The organism is Paenibacillus sanguinis 2301083 = DSM 16941, assembly GCF_000374825.1.
In the GTDB taxonomy this organism is placed as follows: domain Bacteria; phylum Bacillota; class Bacilli; order Paenibacillales; family Paenibacillaceae; genus Fontibacillus; species Fontibacillus sanguinis.
This window is the reverse complement of record NZ_KB895387.1, coordinates 64,916-84,433: the sequence shown is the minus strand read 5'-3', so window position 1 is coordinate 84,433 and position 19,518 is coordinate 64,916. Positions and strand designations below refer to the sequence as shown.

Genomic DNA, 19,518 nt, shown 5'->3' with positions numbered 1-19,518 from the left:
ATGAAGATAATGGGCTTGGATTACGGGGACCGGCGGATCGGAGTTGCCATCAGCGATGCATTTGGATGGACCGCCCAAGGGGTGGAGACCATCGAGCGACGCAAGGAAGGCGAGGAGTTCCATCGCATAGGCGAACTGGCGAGAGAGCATGAGATTGAAGCGATCGTCGTAGGATTGCCGAAAAATATGAATGGCTCGATCGGTCCCCGTGGAGAAATATGCATGGCTTTTGCCGAGGATTTGCGCAGTAAGCTGAAGCTGCCGGTTCATCTGTGGGATGAGCGGCTAACGACTGTATCCGCGCATCGCACGCTGCTGGAAGCGGATGTGAGCAGGAAGAAACGCAAGGATGTCGTCGACAAAATGGCAGCAGGTTTGATTCTGCAAAACTATTTGGATTCTATGAGTAAAAGGTGAGGGTGATCGCGTATGGCTAAGGATCGTATCGGAAATGAAGAAGAACCGGAAATTATTTATATCCCCAACGAAGAGGGCAATGAAGAAGAGTTCGAAGTTATCATGAAATTCGAAGTCGACGGTTCGGATGCCAAGTATATGATGGTCGTTCCTCTGGATTCTGATGAGAATGAGGATGAAGACGAGGAGAGCGAAGAGGTATACGCATTCCGTTACGAGGAAGACGGAGACGATCTTAAGCTGTACACGATCGAAAGCGACGAGGAATGGGAAATTGTTGAAGAAACGTTCAACACATTGATCGATGAATTCGACGGGGAAGACCAACATGACTGAGTATTCAGCAAGTGATGTTGTAATTACCTCGCGCGTTCGCGATACCTTTGGTCCCATTGTGGAGCTTGAGGATGAATCGGGAGGCGCCTCCTATTATCAGGTCGTACAGGAATTTGATGTAGCGGGGGCTGCTTATGCCGTGCTGCGCCTTGAGACTGCATCCGAAGGCGAAGAACCCGAAATTTTCAAAATCATAATGTCCGGTGATGAGCTAGAGCTAACCACCATTGACGATGATGATGAATGGGAGAACGTATCCGAGCTTTACGACGAATTAACTTTCCCTGAATAATCATATGATTGACGGGAGAGCAGGATAGATCGGTCTGGAAAGAGCGGGATTTTTAACCGCTCTTTTTGGCTGTAAAGGGGTTGAGCTGTTGAAAAAGGTACTGAAGTGGATAATGATATTGGTTCTGCTTGCTGTGATTGCTGTGGCAGCGGCGGGAACCTATGTGTATACGCAAATGCAGCCTGTTCCGGCATCGGAGGAAGCCATCCGCATTACGATTGAGTCAGGGACAGGAACATCGGGGATTGCGGATATCCTGGAAAAGCAGGGAATCATTAAAAATTCATTTTTATTCGTATCATATTTAAAATGGAAGTCGGAGGGCAGTCGATTTCAAGCAGGCATCTATGACCTGCATCCCGGGGTGACGTATGACGAAATCATCGCTAAGCTGAATACCGGTGAAGTGGTCAAGGAAGAGATGATTCGATTTACTATTCCGGAAGGCTTGACTGTCAAGCAGATGGCTGAGAAGCTGGCGGAGGAAGGTCTTGCGGACCCGGAGACCTTCTTGGAGATTGTAGACAAGGCCACCGGGTTAAGCGGAGAACTGCTTAACGATATTCCCGAGGATGATCGGCTGACGCATCGCTTGGAGGGCTATTTGTTCCCCGAGACCTATGAGCTGGAAAAGGGCAGCACCGAGCAGGACATCGTAGCACGGATGTTTGAAGAGACCGGCAAGCGATTGCGATCCATTGAGGACTTCGATCAGAAGCTGACCTCCAGCGGGCTTACGCTTAATGAGCTGATGACGATGGCTTCGTTGGTGGAGCGGGAAGTGGTGGTAGATTCGGAGCGGAGTATGGTAGCAGGTGTCATCTACAATCGACTGAAGGCAGACATGAAGCTGGAGATTGATGCGACAGTGCAGTATGTCCTGGATAAGCCGAAGGAACGGTTGCTTCATTCAGACTTGCGCAGCGTGGACAGCCCTTATAATACTTACTTGTATGCGGGTTTGCCGCCGGGGCCAATTGCGGCGCCAAGCTTGAAGTCCGTAGAGGCAGCGTTGGCGCCTGCAGCATCGGAGTATCTGTTTTATGTGACGAAGAAGGATGGCAGTGGAGAGCATCTCTTTGCCAAGACGTATAAAGAGCATTTGAACAATATCGAGAAGAGCAAGGCTATGGCCAATAATTAAAGGTGGTATACAGGGATGACAAAAAAACCGGAACTGTTGGTTCCCGCCGGCTCACTGAAGGAGTTGGAGCGTTATTTGCAAGCGGGGGCGGATGCTGTATTGATTGGCGAGGCCAAATACGGTATGAGGCTCCCCGGTGACATGAAGTTGCCGGACATCAGCGAAGCTGTGCGCAGCGCTCATCAGCGCGAAGCCCAGGTCTACGTTCGGGTGAACAATCTGATGAGCAACCACATGCTGGAGGATGTGCGGGAATATGTGAAGCGCATTGCAGAGCTTGGTGTGGATGCTGTAGAATTCGGCGATCCGGCGGTGCTGCAGATCGTACGGGAGGAAGCGCCGCAATTGAAGCTGCATTGGAACTCCGAGATGACGACGACCAACTTTGCAACGGCCAATTACTGGGGGAGCAAGGGGGCTACCCGCGTTGTTTTGGCTCGGGAGCTGAATATGGATGAGTTGACGGGCATGCACCCTGCGCTGAAGATAGAGTCTGAGGTTCAAGTGCATGGAATGACGAATATCTACCATTCCAAACGTCGCCTGGTGCAGAGCTACATGACGCATCAGGGGCGTCCGGTGGACCCGCAGAGTGATCTGGGGCTTGCACGGGGACTTTTCCTTATTGAAGCGGAGCGGCGGGATGAGAAATTCCCTATTTACGAAGATGTCAACGGAACACATATTATGAGTTCCGATGATATTTGCATATTGGAGGATCTTCATTTGCTGATGGCGGCTGGTGTGGACAGCTTTAAGATTGAGACGATATTAAAGCCGGTTGGATACAATGAGACAGTTATCGCTTCCTATCGTCAAGCGATTGATACGTATGTTCAGGACCCTGAGCAGTACGAGCTGGATGAGGCCTGGATCAATGCTATTCGCGAGATACAGGACCCGGAGCGTGAACTATCCTTTGGCTTCTTCTACAAGGAGCAGGTGTATTAAAAATAATTCCAAGCGCGGTAAACCAAAAATACCGGCCGTAGACCAGTTGTTTACTAAGGTAAGAATCACAAAATTGAATGAAAAGCAAGAGGTGAACGAAGATGCAAACTGTACAAGCACATGTCCGGAAATATGTGGGGCAACGCAACCGACTGGCTAAACCGGAATTGCTCGCACCTGCGGGTAATCTGGAAAAGCTGAAATTTGCCGTTCATTATGGTGCGGATGCCGTATATATCGGAGGGCAAAAATATGGCCTTCGTTCTAATGCGGATAATTTCAGCTTTGAGGAAATGCGGGAAGGCGTTGAATTTGCCAAGAAATACGGCGCCAAAGTGTTCGTGGCTACGAATATTTACGCGCATAATGAAGATGTGGAAGGCATTGAGGAATACCTGAGGAATTTGTATGAGGCAGGCATCGCTGCCATTATTGTGGCTGATCCGGTTATTATTGAAACCGCTCAGCGGGTGGTCCCTGAACTGGAGGTGCACCTGAGCACCCAGCAATCCACGGTAAACTGGCAGACGGTCAAGTTCTGGAAGGACCAGGGGCTTCCACGAGTCGTGTTGGGCCGTGAGACCAGCTTTGAGGAAATTGAAGAAATTAAACGTCATGTTGATGTTGAAATAGAGGCCTTTATTCATGGAGCCATGTGTTCCTCCTTCTCAGGCCGTTGTGTATTGTCCAATCATTTTACGGATCGGGACTCCAATCGGGGAGGTTGCTGTCAATCCTGCCGTTGGAAATACGACCTGTTTGAAGATGCACGGGAAGCGGAAACCTGGGTGTCCGAGGAAGAGGCTATGCAAAGCGAGGCACCGGAGCCCTTCCGCCTGGGCGTAACGCAATTGCCATTGTTTGAGCAACAGGATAATTCATTTACCATGGGCTCCAAGGATTTATGCATGATTCATCATGTGCCTGATTTGGTGGATGTGGGTGTAGATAGCTTCAAAATTGAAGGCCGTATGAAATCCATCCATTACGTAGCTACGGTGGTGAATGTCTATCGCCAGGCTATTGATGCCTATATGGAGGACCCGGACAATTATGTGCTGAAGCCGGAATGGGTTGAGGAAATTAACAAGGCTGCTAATCGGCCGCTGAATACCGGATTCTTCTATGACACTCCTGACCACGAGGATCATATTTATGAGCCTGAGGAGAAAGCGGCTCCCTATGATTTTGCCGGGTTGGTGATGGATTATGATCAGGCTACCGGCATGGCGACCATACAGCAACGAAATCATTTTAAACCAGGACAGGAAGTGGAATTTTTCGGCCCGGGAGGCACCTTTTTCAAGCAAGTGGTAGAAGCGATCTATGATGAAGAAGGTAATCCTCTTGATGCTGCAAGACATCCCCTGCAACGAATTAAGATGAAGGTGGATCACCCCGTTTCCTATTTCGATATGATGCGGAAAAAGAAATAGTAAAAAATGCAATAGGCTAGTAGGTCTTTCTTCCGTTGGGACGAAAGGCCTATTTTTTATTATTTAGGACTTTTTTGTCAAGATTGTTTAAAATCTAGGCAGTACATAGCCGATATTAAGAAGAGAACGTTAAAAATGTCATCTGACAGTTAACGATGAATGTTGAAAAATGGCAGTATTTACGCATGACCTCAAGCCCAGTCTTGGGGGTGCGACTATTATGAGTGGTGGGTGATCAACATGAGTCTGGTTCCAAAGAACGAGAACCAAACAACGGCGAGTGAGAAGAAGCAGAAGAAAAAGAAGGGGGAAGGAGTAAAGGTTAACAAAAAATTGAAGTTTGTGGAAAATTTCGACTTTAAATCTACGGTTGCATCCTTGAAAGACAAGCTGCCTAAGCAAATTAATCCTTCCAAATCAGTGGGCATTCGATTGTTTTTAGTTTTCTTTGTCGCTATTATGTTTTTTGTTTTAACGATTGGCATTCTGTCCTCACAAATGGCCAAAAACACCATTCAGGATAATGCAGAAAATGCCAACCTGCAGACCATTGTTCAAACCTCTCAGAAACTGGACATTGTGATGCAGAAGTATGAAGAAAACTTACAACAAATGTTCTTGGACGATGAGATGCAAAGCGCCATCATGGATGCTACTTTGTCCGACATTACAGACTACGACCGATTTACCGCAACAAATAAAATGAGAACACGCTTGAACACCCTGACATTCTCTACAAAAGGAATTTCTGCGGTGTACATGCTGTCCGCCGACAAATCGGTTGAGGATGTAACCTCAGGAAGTGCGAACACGGCCTTCTTGGACAGTGTTCGGGATGAAGCCTGGTTCAAAGAGATGAGCGAAGCAACGAAGACTTTATGGCTTCAGGTTCCTTCCGACTCCTCCAGTGCAGAAGTATTTCGACTGGCTCGTTCAGTACAGAGCGTAAATAGTATGAAACGGTTTGTGTTGGTAGCTGATATCAACCTGGAGATACTGACCAGCTATCTGCAAGAGGTCAACCTGGGGAACAACTCTAAGTTGCAAATGCTAACTAAGGATAATATTGTTGTTGCTTCCTCGGTAGCTGGCGATGAAGGCCAAGCCACTGAATTTGACTTGAGCGCTGCTGGAGACAGCGCTTCAAATAGCCTTCGGACCGAGGATGCTAACGGCAGTGCGGTACTGGCTGTATTTAACGAGCAGGCCTCCGGCTGGAAATTGTTAGGGACAGTGGATGCTGACGAGCTTACTAAAAGTGCAAATGAAATTATGCTGGTAACAGTCTTTTCCTTGATCGCAGTAGCTATCATTGCTATATTGATCGGGATTTGGATGGTTCGTATGATTGCCCATCCGCTTGGCAAGTTGAGAAATCTCATGGAAGAGGGCTCGCAGGGCAACCTGAACGTTCGTATGGCGACCAAGGCCCAGGATGAGATTGGACAACTGACAGAAAGCTTCAATGTGATGATGGAGAAAATCACGGAATTGGTTAAGCAAAGCAATAACTCGGCACAGGATGTGTTGGATACGGCTGCTGAACTGGCCCAGGCTTCCAACAAAACAGCTCTGTCTGCTAAAGAGATTGCAGTAGCTACCGAGGAAATCGCAAATGGAGCAACGAGCTTGGCGAATGAAGCTGAACGAGGTAATGAACTGACAGAAAATATTTCCCGTCAAATGGAACATGTTATTCAGAGCAACAAAGAGATGGAATCGGCGGCCCGTCAAGTAGAAAGCTCCAGCCAGCAAGGTACGGAGTATTTGAATGGACTGTTGGAGAAGACCAATGTTACGGTTGAGATGATTAATGCCTTAACGGAGAAAGTCGATTCGCTGAAAGCAAGCACGAGCTCCGTCATGAAGGTGCTGGACGTGATGCAAAATATTACACAGCAAACCAATATCTTGTCTCTGAACGCTACGATTGAAGCAGCCCGTGCTGGTGCGGCAGGCCGTGGATTCATGGTAGTGGCCGATGAGATTCGTCAATTGGCCGATCAATCCCGTCAATCCATCACGATGGTCGGGGAGATTACGGATACGATTCAGAAAGAAATGAATGAGACCGTTAAGGCGCTCTCCGAGGCTAGTCCGCTCTTCCAGGAGCAAATTACTTCGGTACAGGAAACCAGCCAAATTTTTGTTTCCGTGCAGGAGCAAATGGAAGGCTTTGTGCGCCAACTGGATTCGGTAACGACATCCATCGACGAGCTTAGTAATTCCCAATCTGTACTGTCTGAAGCAATGAGTAATGTCAGTGCGGTTGCCCAGCAATCGTCGGCTACCTCGGAGGAGGTTGCTTCGCTAAGTAATGAGCAGGAAACGGTTGGCGAGCATCTGGTGAAGCTGTCGAGCAAGCTCGAAAATGTGTCGAGCGGCTTGAAGGAATCCTTATCTAAATTTACTGTTTGATTCCTATACACTCCTATACAAATACTTTTTTTCGCAGCCCGTTTGATCCTTTAAGGATCAAACGGGCTGTTCTTTATTTACTATGATTGCTCAAGGGATTGGTTTATGGTCAGTTTTCCCGGGAAATAATGGGGACAGAAGGAGGGTGCTTCATGTTGCTGCTGCAAAAAAAACGAATTTTTTATCTTCTTTTGTCTTTTTCTGTCATCCTAGGGTGTTTTGCATTAAGGCTAGCCTGGATTCAGATGAACTCCGCTTTCCGTGCGATTACGGTTGGCGGCAAGACCATAAATGAATTGGCCGTCCGGCAGCGAGAGGAGAGCGTGGAATTGGATTCGGGTCGGGGACATTTTCTGGACCGCAATGGCCAAGCGCTGACAGGCAAAATACACTGGGTTCCGACGTTATTCCCCATTTACAAATTACCGGAGCAACACAAGCTGGCTGAACTGGCTACGGCGTTGGGAGCATCGGTTGCCGAACTGCAACTCAAGTGGCAGACACTGGAGCGGCCTTATGCCTGGTCTGTCCATAAGAATGGGAGAGATGAACCTCTCAGGTTAAATCAGGAGGCGGCATTAGCGCTTCCAGTGATGGAAGGGCTAGAAGTGCTCCCCTATGTATCCCGCTATGAGACAGGGCAACGGGGCAATCAATGGTTAGGCTATGTGGGACAGCGTCCGGATGTCATTCGCCAGTTGCGGGAGAAGCAGCATCGTCCTGACCTGTCCTTGTCGTTGCAAGTAGGAGCAGCGGGACTGGAAAAAACCTTTGATCGCTTTTTGCGGGGAGTTGGCGGAGTCCGGGCAGCCTATATGGTAGATGGAAGGCGAGAGCCGCTGGGGGGGATAGATACCCGCGTAAATGCTGCTTCCAGCAGATATTATCCGTTACAAGTGCGGACCACCGTGGATGGAAACTTGCAGCGGGAGCTGGAGAAGCTGGCTGCTGATATGAATGTTCGCGAAGGAGCGATCGTGGTGCTGGATGCCCAGTCAGGAGATATTATCTCTATGGTATCCTTGCCTTATTTCACCCCTTACCAGATCAATCTGGCTCAAGAAACCTGGGGGAACAAGGCTGTTAAAGCAGTACCGCCCGGCTCGATCTTCAAGACCGTTATTGCCGCTGCCGCGTTGGAGGAAGGGATAAGTTATCCTGGCGAGAAATTTCATTGTGACGGACATTACGGGAAGTACGGGCTGTCTTGCTGGAAGAAGGGCGGGCATGGAAATTTGACACTGGAGCAAGGTTTTGCCCAATCTTGCAACATCGTATTTGCTACCTTGGGAGAACGTTTGAGTGCAGAGGCTATTCGCAGAACTGCTGATCAGCTTGGCTTGGGACGCAGGATTGGCTGGAGGGTTTCACATTTCCTTGATGGTGAACAGCTAGTACAGCTTGACCAGGAGGAAGCCGGAAGGGTATTTAATCAGGCTGGCAAAGTGGACGGCGGAATCCGGGCTCAGTCTGCTATCGGTCAGCGTGATGTACTCGTATCTCCGCTTCAGGCAGCCAATCTGGTAGTTACTTTGCTGCACGGAGGTCAGGTGACGGCTCCCCGTCTTGTCAGTGAGATTCGCTATAAGGACGGCTCGCTGATGAAGGAGCTTCCTATCCAGCGGGTGGCCTCGACAGCAGGGCAAATCACCCCAAGAACAGCAAGTCATTTATTGTCGTGGATGAGACTTGTGGTGACAGACGGGACAGGTCGCAGCTTACAGCAAGCCAAGTGGCGGCTGGCCGGAAAGTCAGGCACGGCTGAGATAATCAAGCCAGACGGCCATAAGCTTAATCATCAGTGGTTCATCGGATACGGTCCGGTGAGCCAACCTAAATATGCTGTGGCTGTATTGGTTCAAAATCGGCCGCGTGGTTCCTTACATCAAGCTACCGAATTATTTCGGCGTGCAATGGACCTGATGGCTTCCCGGGAATGAACCATTTCCATCGCTTTCCCAAAATAATGAGCCTAATCTACCGGTGTCTGTGATAAAATAGTGTAGATACCATGCTTTTTAAAAGCATGCCAAGGTCATTGATCATAGAAAAGTGGGGAAGCAGAATATGGAGACTTTGCTGCTATGGCTATTTTACATCTCGACGCTCTATGCGTTTGTACCTGGATTAATTACTCGAATTTTTGGCTTTCGTGTGTTTAAGCAGGGAACCACAGCTGATAAATTTGCCCTGACCTTCGATGATGGTCCCGACCCGGAATATACGCCGCGATTGCTTGATCTGCTTAAGCGTCATGATGCCAAGGCGACCTTCTTCGTCGTTGGCTCCCATGCAGAGAAGTATCCCGAGATCCTGCAACGCATTCATGAGGAGGGACACTTGATCGGTTCGCATAACTATGTACATAAGACCAACTGGCTTATGGGACCGGCAGAGGTGAAGAAGCAAATCCAGAAGACCAATGCGATTATTCGTCAGGTTACTGGCATTGATTCCCACTACTACCGTCCTCCATGGGGAATTGTCAATTTATTCGACTTCACCAACCGTAACAATACGCAAATTGTGTTATGGTCAGCGATGTTTGGGGACTGGAGGCAGAGGGTTGGAGCTAACCGTTTGTACAAACGCATGGTGAAGAAGCTGCGGGGCGGAGAGGTATTTCTGCTTCATGACTGCGGTTCAACTCTCGGGGCCAATAGCAAGGCTCCCGGAGAAATGCTGACAGCGTTGGAACGGGTATTAAAGGTGGCGGATGATCGTGGTCTGCAAAGCATCCGAATTGACGATATGATCATTCAGGATGGAGAGAAGGCCCGGCTAAAGCCCAAGGAGCCTGCGGCTGCCGTCACTAAGCGTAAGGGGGCTGTGAAAATCTCTGGGTTCAAGCGAATTGTGGTATTCTTGTGGTTGTTGTGGGAGAAGCTGTTCCACATTTTATTTCAGATCAAAACGCCAAATCAACCGGAGCCGTTGTTGCATTTCCGAATTCGCCCATATCACGGCCAGACGATTCCCTTAAACCAAGGAAAATCACTGAGCAATGGTGATAGGGTGATGGAGCTTCACTTTGACAACCGGAAGCTGTATGAGTTCGGGATACGTTCGAGAACATCGGTACAACTGGCTATTCAGATGATTCGAGGCGTAGAGAAAAGCTTGCCAAAGCTGGCCCAATATATCCTCGAGCATCCTGAGTTAAAGGATGTGAAAGCTCTGTATGGCGTCAGCATGATCAACAGGGGGCCGGAGCAGTTTGGTTTTATCGTTACGGATTTGCCCAAGGGCTGGTTCGCTTGGTCCTCCCAAATTTATTTGAAATTGTTAATGAGTGTGATTCATCCGGCAGGAACCTCAAGGGTGAAGGGCTCCCTGGAGCTTGTGCCCAAAATGATCGTGATGCCGATCGATCACTTGCTGGGGACTTTCACGGAGGATGGTTCTCATCGTCAGCATACGGTGGGTAAGGAAACTGTCAAGAAAGAATTGCCTGCGGTTGAGGCCCAGCCGGAGTCTGAAGAGCTTGAAGAGGAAGCATTATTGGGGGCAGCAGCAACTGTACCCACTCGGTCTTAAATATGTTGAACGCGTAATATTTATGAAAGAAGCCGTTCCCCGCATGTATCAGCGGGGAACGGCTTCTTAAGTTGAAATCCATACAGTGGTTAAATTCTCATGACACCGCCGGAGCTGGCGTTTGTAACAAGCTTGGAGTAGCGAGCCAGGTAGCCTGTTTTGACCTTTGGCTCAAAGCCCTGCCAATTTGCTCTGCGGCTGTTCAGTTCCTCATCGCTGACATGCAATTCAATTTTGCGGTTGTTAAGGTCCAGTTCAATGATATCACCGTCTTCGACGAAGGCAATCGGTCCCCCCTCCGCAGCTTCCGGAGAGATATGGCCGATACTGATGCCGCGGGAGGCTCCAGAGAACCGACCATCGGTTATCAAGCCGACCTTGGCGCCCAGTCCCATCCCGACGATTTGCGAGGTTGGGGCCAGCATTTCCGGCATTCCCGGACCACCTTTAGGGCCTTCATAACGAATGACCACAACGCTGCCTTCCTTGACTTTCCCCGAAGCGATACCCTCCAGGGCTTCTTCTTGAGAGTCGAAGCAGATAGCCGGTCCTTTGTGATAGCCTCCTACGGATGGATCGACGGCACCTACCTTGATAACGGAGCCTTCTGGCGCCAGGTTACCGTATAAAATCGCAAGCCCGCCTTTTTCAGAGTGAGGGTTGTCGATCGGACGAATTACACTGTGATCGGTGATTTCGCAGCCGGCTACATTCTCTGCAAGTGTCTTGCCGGTGACGGTCATTTGATCGCCGAACACGGCTCCCGGCTTCTTCAACAGCTCGTTAATGACGGCGCTGACGCCTCCGGCGCGGTGTACATCTTCGATGAACAGGTCGGAAGCGGGTGCAAGCTTGGCAATGTGAGGCACACGGTTGGCCACTTCGTTAATCCGCTCCAGGGAATAATCGATGCCGGCTTCCTGAGCCAAAGCGAGGGTATGCAGCACCGTATTGGTGGACCCGCCCATCGCCATGTCCAGTGCAAACGCATTGTCGATAGATTCCTTGGTTACGATATCCCGCGGCTTCAGATCCAGCTTGATCAATTCCATCAATTGTTTAGCCGACTGACGTACGAAGTCACGGCGCTCATCAGCAATGGCAAGGATTGTTCCGTTGCCAGGCAACGCCAGGCCCAAGGCCTCAGCCAGACAGTTCATGGAGTTGGCTGTGAACATCCCGGAGCAGGAGCCGCAGGTAGGACAGCCATATTGTTCAAGTTCAAGCAGTTCTTTATCGTCAATTTGTCCAGCTTGGTGTGCGCCAACGCCTTCAAAGACGGAGGTAAGCGAAAGCTTGCGTCCCTTGCTATCCACGCCCGCCTTCATTGGCCCGCCGCTAACGAAGACCGTCGGAATATTAACGCGCAGGGCGCCCATCATCATACCGGGCGTAATTTTATCACAGTTGGGAATGCAGACCATACCGTCGAACCAGTGAGCGGAAACGACAGTCTCCAGCGAATCCGCAATAATCTCCCGGCTGGGCAAGGAGTAACGCATGCCGATGTGTCCCATGGCAATGCCGTCATCTACCCCGATGGTGTTGAATTCGAAAGGGACGCCCCCGGCTTCGCGGATGGCTTCTTTAACGATCTTGCCGAACTCTTGCAGATGTACATGTCCAGGCACGATATCAATATAAGAGTTACAAACCGCAATGAACGGTTTGCCGAAATCTTCTTCCTTGACGCCGGCTGCTCGCAGCAAACTGCGGTGAGGCGCACGGTCGAAGCCTTTTTTGATCATATCTGAACGCATTTTCTTGGCTGTCATGTTTCCTTCTCCCCCCAGGTATAGAGTGTATTTTGAAGCTTTACACCGCTAAAGGTTTTCTCTAAAGTCTATCACAAGTAGATAGGTTTTTCTACAGCATATCTATGGGAGAGCCCGCATGGGGTGGCGATTTCTTCTACGCAAATAAAAAAATCCCCGGATTTCCGGAGATTTAGACGCTACAATCAATTGGTTAAGCTTTATTGCGGGATTCCCCGCCTTTACGGCCAATTTTTCGATAAAAGTCCTTATCATGTTTTTGGGAGGTTGCTTCGCCGCCTTTTTGGCCGATTTCCTGATAAAAATCCCGATCATGAGTTCGGGAAGTTGCTTCGCCGCCTTTTTGCCCAATTTCTTGGTAAAATTGCTTTCCGTGATTTTTGGCAGTGGCCAGTCCGCCCAGACGTCCGGCCTCTTCCCGGGTCATTTTGTTGTGATTTCGTGCCATCCTATCCCTCCTTGCGCCATTTTTGGACTGCGTATGTTCTATTTACCACGTATATCCATTTTGAAACGAGCCTGGGCAGAGAAAGTTGAAATAACGCCCAAAGTCCCCCTTTGGGTGACCTTAATGTGGCGAGGCCTTAAATGTCATTAGGCGTCACAGGCTGATGGAAATGTTATAATCAGGAAAGCAGGTTTAACGGTATGCGATCTATGAAGGGGCAGGTGAATCATGGCGATCATTCAGGTACAAGGTCGGGAAATAGAGTGTCAGGCTATATTATTTGATAAGGATGGAACAATCCTGCATTTTATGGGACTTTGGGGCAGTTGGGCAGAAATGCTGATTCGTTTGGTTCGGCAGGAGCTTACCGCACTGGGGTTCGCTGAGGCGCTCCAGGCAGCCATTTTGCCGGGGGTGCAGATGGATGAGACAGGGCGGGTTGTAGCTTATGATAAAAAGGGTCCTCTCGCTATGGGAACAGAAGAAGAGGTCACGGCCTTATTAGCCGCTTCCCTGTACGCCGCCGGACTTCCGTGGAACGAAGCGATTATGGCGGTGCGTAGGCTTAACGCCTTGGCCATGGCTGAGCTGAGAGAAAGGCGGGAGGCCAGGCCACTTCCGGGACTATATGAGTTCGTACAGATGTGCCGAGCTGCCGGGTTGAAGCTGGCCGTTGTTACCTCTGACGGTACTGCCGAAGCCATAGAGCATTTGACATGGATGGGAATCCAGGATGAATTCGGCAGCATTGTGGGGCGGGATCGGGTCAAGCGAGGCAAGCCGGAGCCGGATATGGCGCTGCTGGCCTGTCAGGAGCTTGGGGTTGAGCCCGGGGAAGCCATAGTCATCGGGGATAGTAATGCGGACATGCAGATGGGACGTTATGCCGGAGTTCGCCTGACGATAGGGCTGGCCGAGGTCAATGAGGAATTAGATACAGCTATTTCGTATCTCAGAGATGCCGATGTCCTGATTCAAGGATACGCTGAGTTGGCGATTGAATAGAAGGGAGAGGATCATATGACAGCTATAGAGCAATTGACCGCCTGGGTGAAGGAGAGCGGAAGAATCGTATTTTTTGGTGGTGCAGGGGTATCTACAGAGAGCGGGATTCCCGATTTTCGCTCCGCTGCGGGCATTTATCAGATGGAGAACGATACGCCCTATGCCCCGGAAGAGATTTTAAGCCGTCGGTTTTTTGATCAACATCCGGAGGTGTTTTATGATTTTTACAAGACCAAGATGATCCATCCTGAAGCGAAGCCCAATGCAGCTCATATATTTCTGGCTGAATTAGAGCGGGCGGGGAAGCTGGATGCGGTCATTACGCAAAATATAGACGGATTACATCAGCAGGCTGGAAGCCGGAAGGTGCTTGAGCTTCATGGATCGATCCATCGCAATACCTGCCTGGGTTGCGGACGGACGTATACTTTGGATGAGGTAATGAGGAGCGAGCATACTGTGGCCTATTGCAGTTGCGGAGGTGTGATCAAACCGGATGTAGTGCTGTATGGAGAAAGCCTGGATGATGGAGTTATCGAGCGCACTGTGGCGGCTATCGCCGGAGCGGATATGCTGTTGATTGGGGGGACTTCGCTAACGGTACAGCCTGCGGCGCATCTGGTCACTTATTTTCGCGGAGAACGGGCCGTATTGCTCAACGCTTCGGCTACAGCCTATGACCACCGGGCAAATCTGCTCATCACCGAACCGATTGGTGCGGTATTGGGTGAAGTTGGGAGACGTCTGGGCTTTGGCTCTGCCGATGCTTCAGGGGTTCAAGAGCGATAAGGATAAGGAGGCTAGAGGGCTGGCTTACCAGTACCGCTGACAGACCGGCGGTATTCACTGGGTGATTCATGATGGAAGCGCCGGAATTGCCGCGAGAAATACAGCGGATCAGTCAGCCCGACGGAGGCGGCAATTTGCTCGATGGATAGTTCCGGGCGCTCGCGAAGAAGCTGCCTGGATTTATCAATTCTCAGCTTCAGCAGGTATGTAACTGGAGCCAGTCCGGTAGCCCGCTTAAAGATGCGGGACAGATAAGCGCGATTGTATCCTAATGAAGCGCACATTTGTTCGATGGATACCGGATGGGCGTACTGGCTGGCCATATAGTGAATCATCTGCTTGACGATGCGTTGTACGCCCGCTTCACCGGCGGGTAGGGCCGATTCCTTGACCAACGTCTCTTGAGCAGCGCCCATCAGTTGATAGAGAAGACCTAGCGATAATAAATGAGCGCTGGTCTTTTTGCTTTGGAAGGCGCGCAGGATGTGGTCCAGCATAGCCGGGATTGGACTGCCCGGACCATGACGGAACACCGGTTGCTCCGGTGCAAACCCCGCCTGTTGAACCAGCTCAGCGGCTCTTGTTCCGGCAAAGGCGATCCAGCGGTAACGCCAGGGCTCAGTCAAGTCCGACGCATAGCTGACTAGCTGCTCGGGGAGAATCAGAAAGCAATCTCCCTCATGTAAATCATAAGCAGCGGATTCGGTATAGAAACTACCCTTACCCTGCTCTACAAAGTGCAGCAGGAAATAATCGTACACCTTGGGTCCCAGTCGATGCTCCGGCAGGGTCTGGCTTTCCCCTGCAAACAGCACGTGCAGTTCCTGAGCCTCTTCTAGTTCGGGATTAGCTGCTGCGCTGTAGGTTTCTCGATTCATGCCAGCTCGACTCCTTTAGCTTGTTCTTCTTCTATCCTAACGTCTGTCCAGCTTATATTCTACCTCTGGAAGTCACATTTATCTATATACAACTCGCAATCCTTCATTATCAATCCGGCCTGTCTTTATTATACTGGATACATAAAGTAATGATTCCATGACGATGGGGTGTTAACCAATGAACAAACAGGAAATGGAACAATTGTTTATGTCTAAATATGAGCCTAGCGGGGCCGAGCTGCGCGTGTTCAATGCGCCAGGACGCGTTAACCTGATCGGCGAACATATCGATTATAACGGGGGTTACGTATTTCCGGCAGCTTTAGAGTTTGGCACGTCACTGGCTATTCGCAAGCGTCAGGACGGCAAGGTATTTTTTGCTTCAACAAATCTTCCTTTTACTACAGAAATGGCCTTGGAGGAACTGGGAAGAGAAAAAACAGGTGAATGGACCGATTATCCGATCGGGGTTGCTGTGGAGTTGAAGAAGATGGGCATCCCGCTAACGAGTGGGTATGACCTGTTGTTCCACGGAGAAATTCCTAATGGATCCGGCCTGTCGTCCTCCGCCTCGCTCGAAGTGGTTACTGCCTTTGCCTTGTTAAGTATGGAGGGCAAGGAGATGGACAAGGTGGAGATCGCCAGGCTGTCTCAACGGGTGGAGAACCAGTATGTAGGTGTGAACAGCGGGATTATGGATCAGTTCGCAGTGGCTAACGGAGCGCAGAACCATGCGATTCTCCTGATGTGTGACACGCTGGAGTACAAGTTGGTTCCGTTCCGCACCGGCGAGTATAAGCTGGTCATCAGCAACACGAAGAAACGGCGCGGGCTGGTTGATTCCAAGTATAATGAGCGTCGCTCAGAGTGTGATGCCGCGCTGGAAATGTTGCAAAAACGCGTGCCTGAATTAAATTACCTGGCCCATCTGAAGCCGGAACAGCTAGAGCAGTGGAAGGGAGATTTTGATAACGAGGTATTATACAAGCGAGCCAGGCATGTCGTAGAGGAGAATGCTCGGGTACTGCAATCGGTGGAGGCGCTCAGCGGCGACGATTTGAAGGCCTTTGGCGAACTGATGAATGCTTCGCATGATTCACTCCGTGATTTATATGAGGTGAGCTGTCTGGAACTCGATGTCATGGTTGAGGAAGCTCGCAAGATCGAAGGCACGCTTGGCGCACGGATGACCGGAGCCGGCTTTGGAGGCTGCACGGTATCCTTGGTGCATGAGGCATCTGTAGATCGCTTTGTGGCCGAGGTAGGCAAGGCTTATCAGGAGCGGACCAGGCTGGAAGGCGAGTTCTATGTATGTGGCGTAGGCGATGGGGTACATGAAATGAAAGGGGAGAAGTAGAATGGCAATTCTGGTGACTGGTGGAGCGGGCTATATCGGCTCGCATACGGTAGCGGCGCTACTCACTCAAGGCAAAGAGGTTGTCGTCATTGACAATTTGCAGTCCGGACATCGCGAGGCAGTGCTGGGCGGGAAATTCTACGAAGGCGATCTGCGTGATAAGGCGTTGTTGGCCAAATTATTCTCGGAGAATTCTATCGAGGCCGTCATTCATTTTGCGGCCAATTCCTTGGTAGGCGAGAGTATGAAGGATCCGGTCAAATACTATGATAATAACGTGTACGGCACGTTATGCCTGCTGGAAGCAATGGATCAGGCAGATGTGCGCAAGATCGTTTTCTCTTCGACAGCAGCCACCTATGGCGAACCTGAAAAAGTGCCGATTGAAGAGAGCGACCCAACCCGCCCAACCAATGTTTATGGCGAAACGAAGCTGACTATGGAGCGGATGATGGCCTGGTTCGATCAGGTGCTCGGTATTAAGTATGTATCCTTGCGTTACTTCAACGCTGCTGGCGCCCATGAGGGCGGCAGAATTGGCGAGGATCATCGTCCGGAAAGCCACTTGATTCCGTTGATTATTGAAGCGGCTTTGGGCAAGCGCCCATCGATTCAAGTGTTCGGTGATGACTATAACACCCTGGACGGTACCTGTGTCCGTGATTATATTCATGTGAGCGACTTGGCTGATGCTCATCTGCGTGCGGTTGCTCATTTGCTGAATGGCGGAGCAAGCGATGTGTTTAACTTGGGCAACGGGCAGGGCTTTTCGGTAAAACAAGTCATCGAGGCGGTAAAAAATGTGACCGGCCGTGAATTTCCAGTTGTCATTAGTCCACGTCGCTCCGGAGACCCGGCCGTATTGATTGCTTCGTCGGATAAAGCGCGGTCTGTTCTGGGCTGGCAGCCTTCCCGCGACAAGCTGGAGGATATTATCCAGAGTGCATGGCGATGGCATGAGAGCCATCCGAGCGGCTACAATGATTAAGGGGTGAGAGAAGCGATGGGAGCAGGAGAGAACAAGGGCCCGGAAGCCCGATATGCCATTGAACGCTTGGTCCATTACGCGCTTGAGCAAGGGATGATCGATGGATGGGATGTAGACTATTCGCGGAACCGCTTGCTGGAGCTGTTTGCTTTCGATGAACCCTATGATGGTGATATAGCTGCGGAGGTATTGCAGGGACCTCAGGAGCCACTTGAAGTTTTGATTGATTACGGTCTCGATATTGGACTCATTCCAGAGAATACGGCAACTTATCGGGACCTTCTGGATGCCAAAATTATGGGCTTGCTGATGCCACGTCCGTCCGAGACGATTGCTGTCTTCCGCAAAACGGAAGGCGAGCAGGGCATCGAAGCGGCTACCCAAGCTTTCTACAAGCTATCGGTGGATAGCAACTATATTCGCATGGATCGGGTACAGCAAAATGTAGCCTGGAATCAGCCCACGACATACGGGGAGATGCAAATTACGATCAACTTGTCGAAGCCCGAGAAAAATCCGAAAGAAATCGCCATGGCTAAGCTATTGCCTCCGCCGATTTATCCCAAATGCCAGCTTTGCCGGGAAAATGTCGGTTATGCCGGACGGCTGAATCATCCGGCCAGACAAAATCTGAGAGTTATTCCGCTAACGTTAAATGAGGAGCCCTGGTTCTTCCAATATTCGCCGTATGTCTATTACAACGAGCACTGCATCGTGTTCCACCGCGACCATGTCCCCATGAAGCTGACGCGGAATACGTTTAGACGGTTGCTGGATTTCACGACAGCATTTCCTCATTACTTTATTGGTTCCAACGCTGACTTGCCAATTGTGGGCGGCTCGATCTTGACGCATGATCATTTTCAAGGGGGAAGACATACCTTCCCTCTGGAACAGGCGCCTGTGGAAATTTCCTATGCTCATCCCCGCTTCGCCGGGGTCACCGCAGGCATTGTTCATTGGCCGATGTCGGTGCTTCGGCTGAACGGGAAGGATCCTGCAACTGTGCTGGAAGCGGCGAATGATATCTATGAAAAGTGGAAGGTTTACAGTGATCCGGCTGTAGACGTGCTGGCTTTTAGCCAGGAAAACGGTGAATCGGTGCCGCATAATACAGTGACTCCTATCGTAAGGCGTAGCAGGGACGGGGGATATGAAGCGGACATTGTGCTGCGGAACAACCGCACGAGCATGGAGCATCCGGAAGGTATTTTCCATCCCCATCGCGAGATGCATCACATCAAGAAGGAGAACATCGGACTGATTGAGGTGATGGGCCTTGCTATTCTCCCAGGCCGCTTGAAGGAAGAATTGGCAGGCATCGCGGATATCCTGGCGGGTAACACCGCTCTGTATGAGCAGACTGTGTCCGATCCTGACGCCCGTTTGGCTGTACATGCTGAATGGGTCAAGGAACTAATGGCAAATGCCGGCGGAACGTTAACCCTGGAGGCAGCAGATGCCTTGCTCCGGGATCAGGTCGGGCGTAAATTTGCCGAGATTCTTGAGCATGCGGGCGTGTTCAAGAACAACGCCGAAGGACGAGCGGCATTTGTGCGTTTTGTCGTATCGGCGGGTTATGGCAAGCTATAATTGTGAACAAAAATCAAGGCCGTCTCGGATGATTTAGACCGGGACGGCCTCTTTGCTTGGGGGCTGGAGCCGAAGTCGTGTTTTTGGTTTGTGATTGGCTTGTCTTTGGCGGTATAATTAGAGGTGGAAGGCCTTTACGTTGATGTAAATATTA

17 protein-coding genes are annotated in these 19,518 nt (G+C 50.3%); 14 read left to right on the top strand and 3 right to left on the bottom strand.

From position 1 onward, the window contains the following. The 9 genes from ruvX (at position 1) to C557_RS0117350 (ending at position 10,531) form a co-directional block, all read left to right on the top strand. Positions 1-417 carry a Holliday junction resolvase RuvX gene (gene ruvX / locus C557_RS0117390; RefSeq protein WP_018753168.1) on the top strand — a complete coding sequence of 139 codons (417 nt, stop codon included), beginning with the start codon at positions 1-3 and terminating at the stop codon, positions 415-417. Between the two features lie 12 nt (positions 418-429). Next, a complete protein-coding gene (locus C557_RS0117385) occupies positions 430-753 on the top strand; it encodes a DUF1292 domain-containing protein (protein WP_018753167.1) in 324 nt (107 codons plus the stop codon). Next, complete coding sequence (locus tag C557_RS0117380; protein ID WP_018753166.1) at positions 746-1,045, top strand: DUF1292 domain-containing protein; 300 nt, start codon at positions 746-748, stop codon at positions 1,043-1,045. Before C557_RS0117385 ends, C557_RS0117380 begins: the two co-directional genes overlap by 8 nt. An 88-nt stretch (positions 1,046-1,133) precedes the next feature. After that, entirely contained in the window at positions 1,134-2,189 is a 1,056-nt protein-coding gene (gene mltG, locus C557_RS0117375) for an endolytic transglycosylase MltG (protein ID WP_018753165.1), read from the top strand. A 15-nt stretch (positions 2,190-2,204) separates the two neighbouring features. Then, a complete protein-coding gene (locus C557_RS0117370; protein ID WP_018753164.1) occupies positions 2,205-3,140 on the top strand; it encodes a peptidase U32 family protein in 936 nt (311 codons plus the stop codon). Positions 3,141-3,241: 101 nt separating this feature from the next. After that, positions 3,242-4,576 (top strand): peptidase U32 family protein, encoded by a 1,335-nt coding sequence (locus C557_RS0117365; protein WP_018753163.1) that lies wholly within the window; start codon positions 3,242-3,244, stop codon positions 4,574-4,576. A gap of 240 nt (positions 4,577-4,816) precedes the next feature. Then, entirely contained in the window at positions 4,817-6,994 is a 2,178-nt protein-coding gene (locus C557_RS0117360) for a methyl-accepting chemotaxis protein (RefSeq protein WP_018753162.1), read from the top strand. 152 nt (positions 6,995-7,146) lie between these two features. Then, on the top strand, positions 7,147-8,934 hold the full coding sequence (locus C557_RS0117355) for a peptidoglycan D,D-transpeptidase FtsI family protein (protein ID WP_018753161.1): 1,788 nt from the start codon (positions 7,147-7,149) through the stop codon (positions 8,932-8,934). A 127-nt stretch (positions 8,935-9,061) separates the two neighbouring features. After that, entirely contained in the window at positions 9,062-10,531 is a 1,470-nt protein-coding gene (locus C557_RS0117350; protein WP_018753160.1) for a polysaccharide deacetylase family protein, read from the top strand. 89 nt (positions 10,532-10,620) lie between these two features. Here C557_RS0117350 and ilvD read toward each other — a convergent pair whose 3' ends face one another. Both ilvD and C557_RS0117340 read right to left on the bottom strand, forming a co-directional pair. Beyond that, entirely contained in the window at positions 10,621-12,306 is a 1,686-nt protein-coding gene (gene ilvD / locus C557_RS0117345; RefSeq protein ID WP_018753159.1) for a dihydroxy-acid dehydratase, read from the bottom strand. A 193-nt stretch (positions 12,307-12,499) separates the two neighbouring features. Then, positions 12,500-12,754, bottom strand: a complete 255-nt coding sequence (locus C557_RS0117340) for a KGG domain-containing protein (protein WP_018753158.1) — start codon at positions 12,752-12,754, stop codon at positions 12,500-12,502. A gap of 228 nt (positions 12,755-12,982) precedes the next feature. Between C557_RS0117340 and C557_RS0117335 the strand changes: the two genes are divergently transcribed. Then, positions 12,983-13,759, top strand: a complete 777-nt coding sequence (locus tag C557_RS0117335) for an HAD family hydrolase (protein WP_018753157.1) — start codon at positions 12,983-12,985, stop codon at positions 13,757-13,759. A gap of 15 nt (positions 13,760-13,774) precedes the next feature. Continuing rightward, complete coding sequence (locus tag C557_RS0117330; protein WP_018753156.1) at positions 13,775-14,548, top strand: NAD-dependent protein deacylase; 774 nt, start codon at positions 13,775-13,777, stop codon at positions 14,546-14,548. Between the two features lie 11 nt (positions 14,549-14,559). Here the strand turns inward: C557_RS0117330 and C557_RS0117325 are convergent, their stop codons facing one another. Continuing rightward, positions 14,560-15,426 (bottom strand): AraC family transcriptional regulator, encoded by an 867-nt coding sequence (locus C557_RS0117325; RefSeq protein WP_018753155.1) that lies wholly within the window; start codon positions 15,424-15,426, stop codon positions 14,560-14,562. Positions 15,427-15,604: 178 nt separating this feature from the next. On the opposite strand from C557_RS0117325, the gene C557_RS0117320 reads away from it, so the two are divergent. From C557_RS0117320 to C557_RS0117310, 3 genes are read left to right on the top strand one after another with little or no spacing between them, the layout of a single operon-like run. Then, complete coding sequence (locus tag C557_RS0117320) at positions 15,605-16,783, top strand: galactokinase (protein WP_018753154.1); 1,179 nt, start codon at positions 15,605-15,607, stop codon at positions 16,781-16,783. Between the two features lies 1 nt (position 16,784). Continuing rightward, positions 16,785-17,771 (top strand): UDP-glucose 4-epimerase GalE, encoded by a 987-nt coding sequence (gene galE, locus C557_RS0117315; RefSeq protein WP_018753153.1) that lies wholly within the window; start codon positions 16,785-16,787, stop codon positions 17,769-17,771. A gap of 15 nt (positions 17,772-17,786) precedes the next feature. After that, positions 17,787-19,364, top strand: coding sequence for a UDP-glucose--hexose-1-phosphate uridylyltransferase (locus tag C557_RS0117310; RefSeq protein ID WP_018753152.1), 1,578 nt, complete (start codon positions 17,787-17,789; stop codon positions 19,362-19,364). Positions 19,365-19,518: the final 154 nt, after the last annotated feature.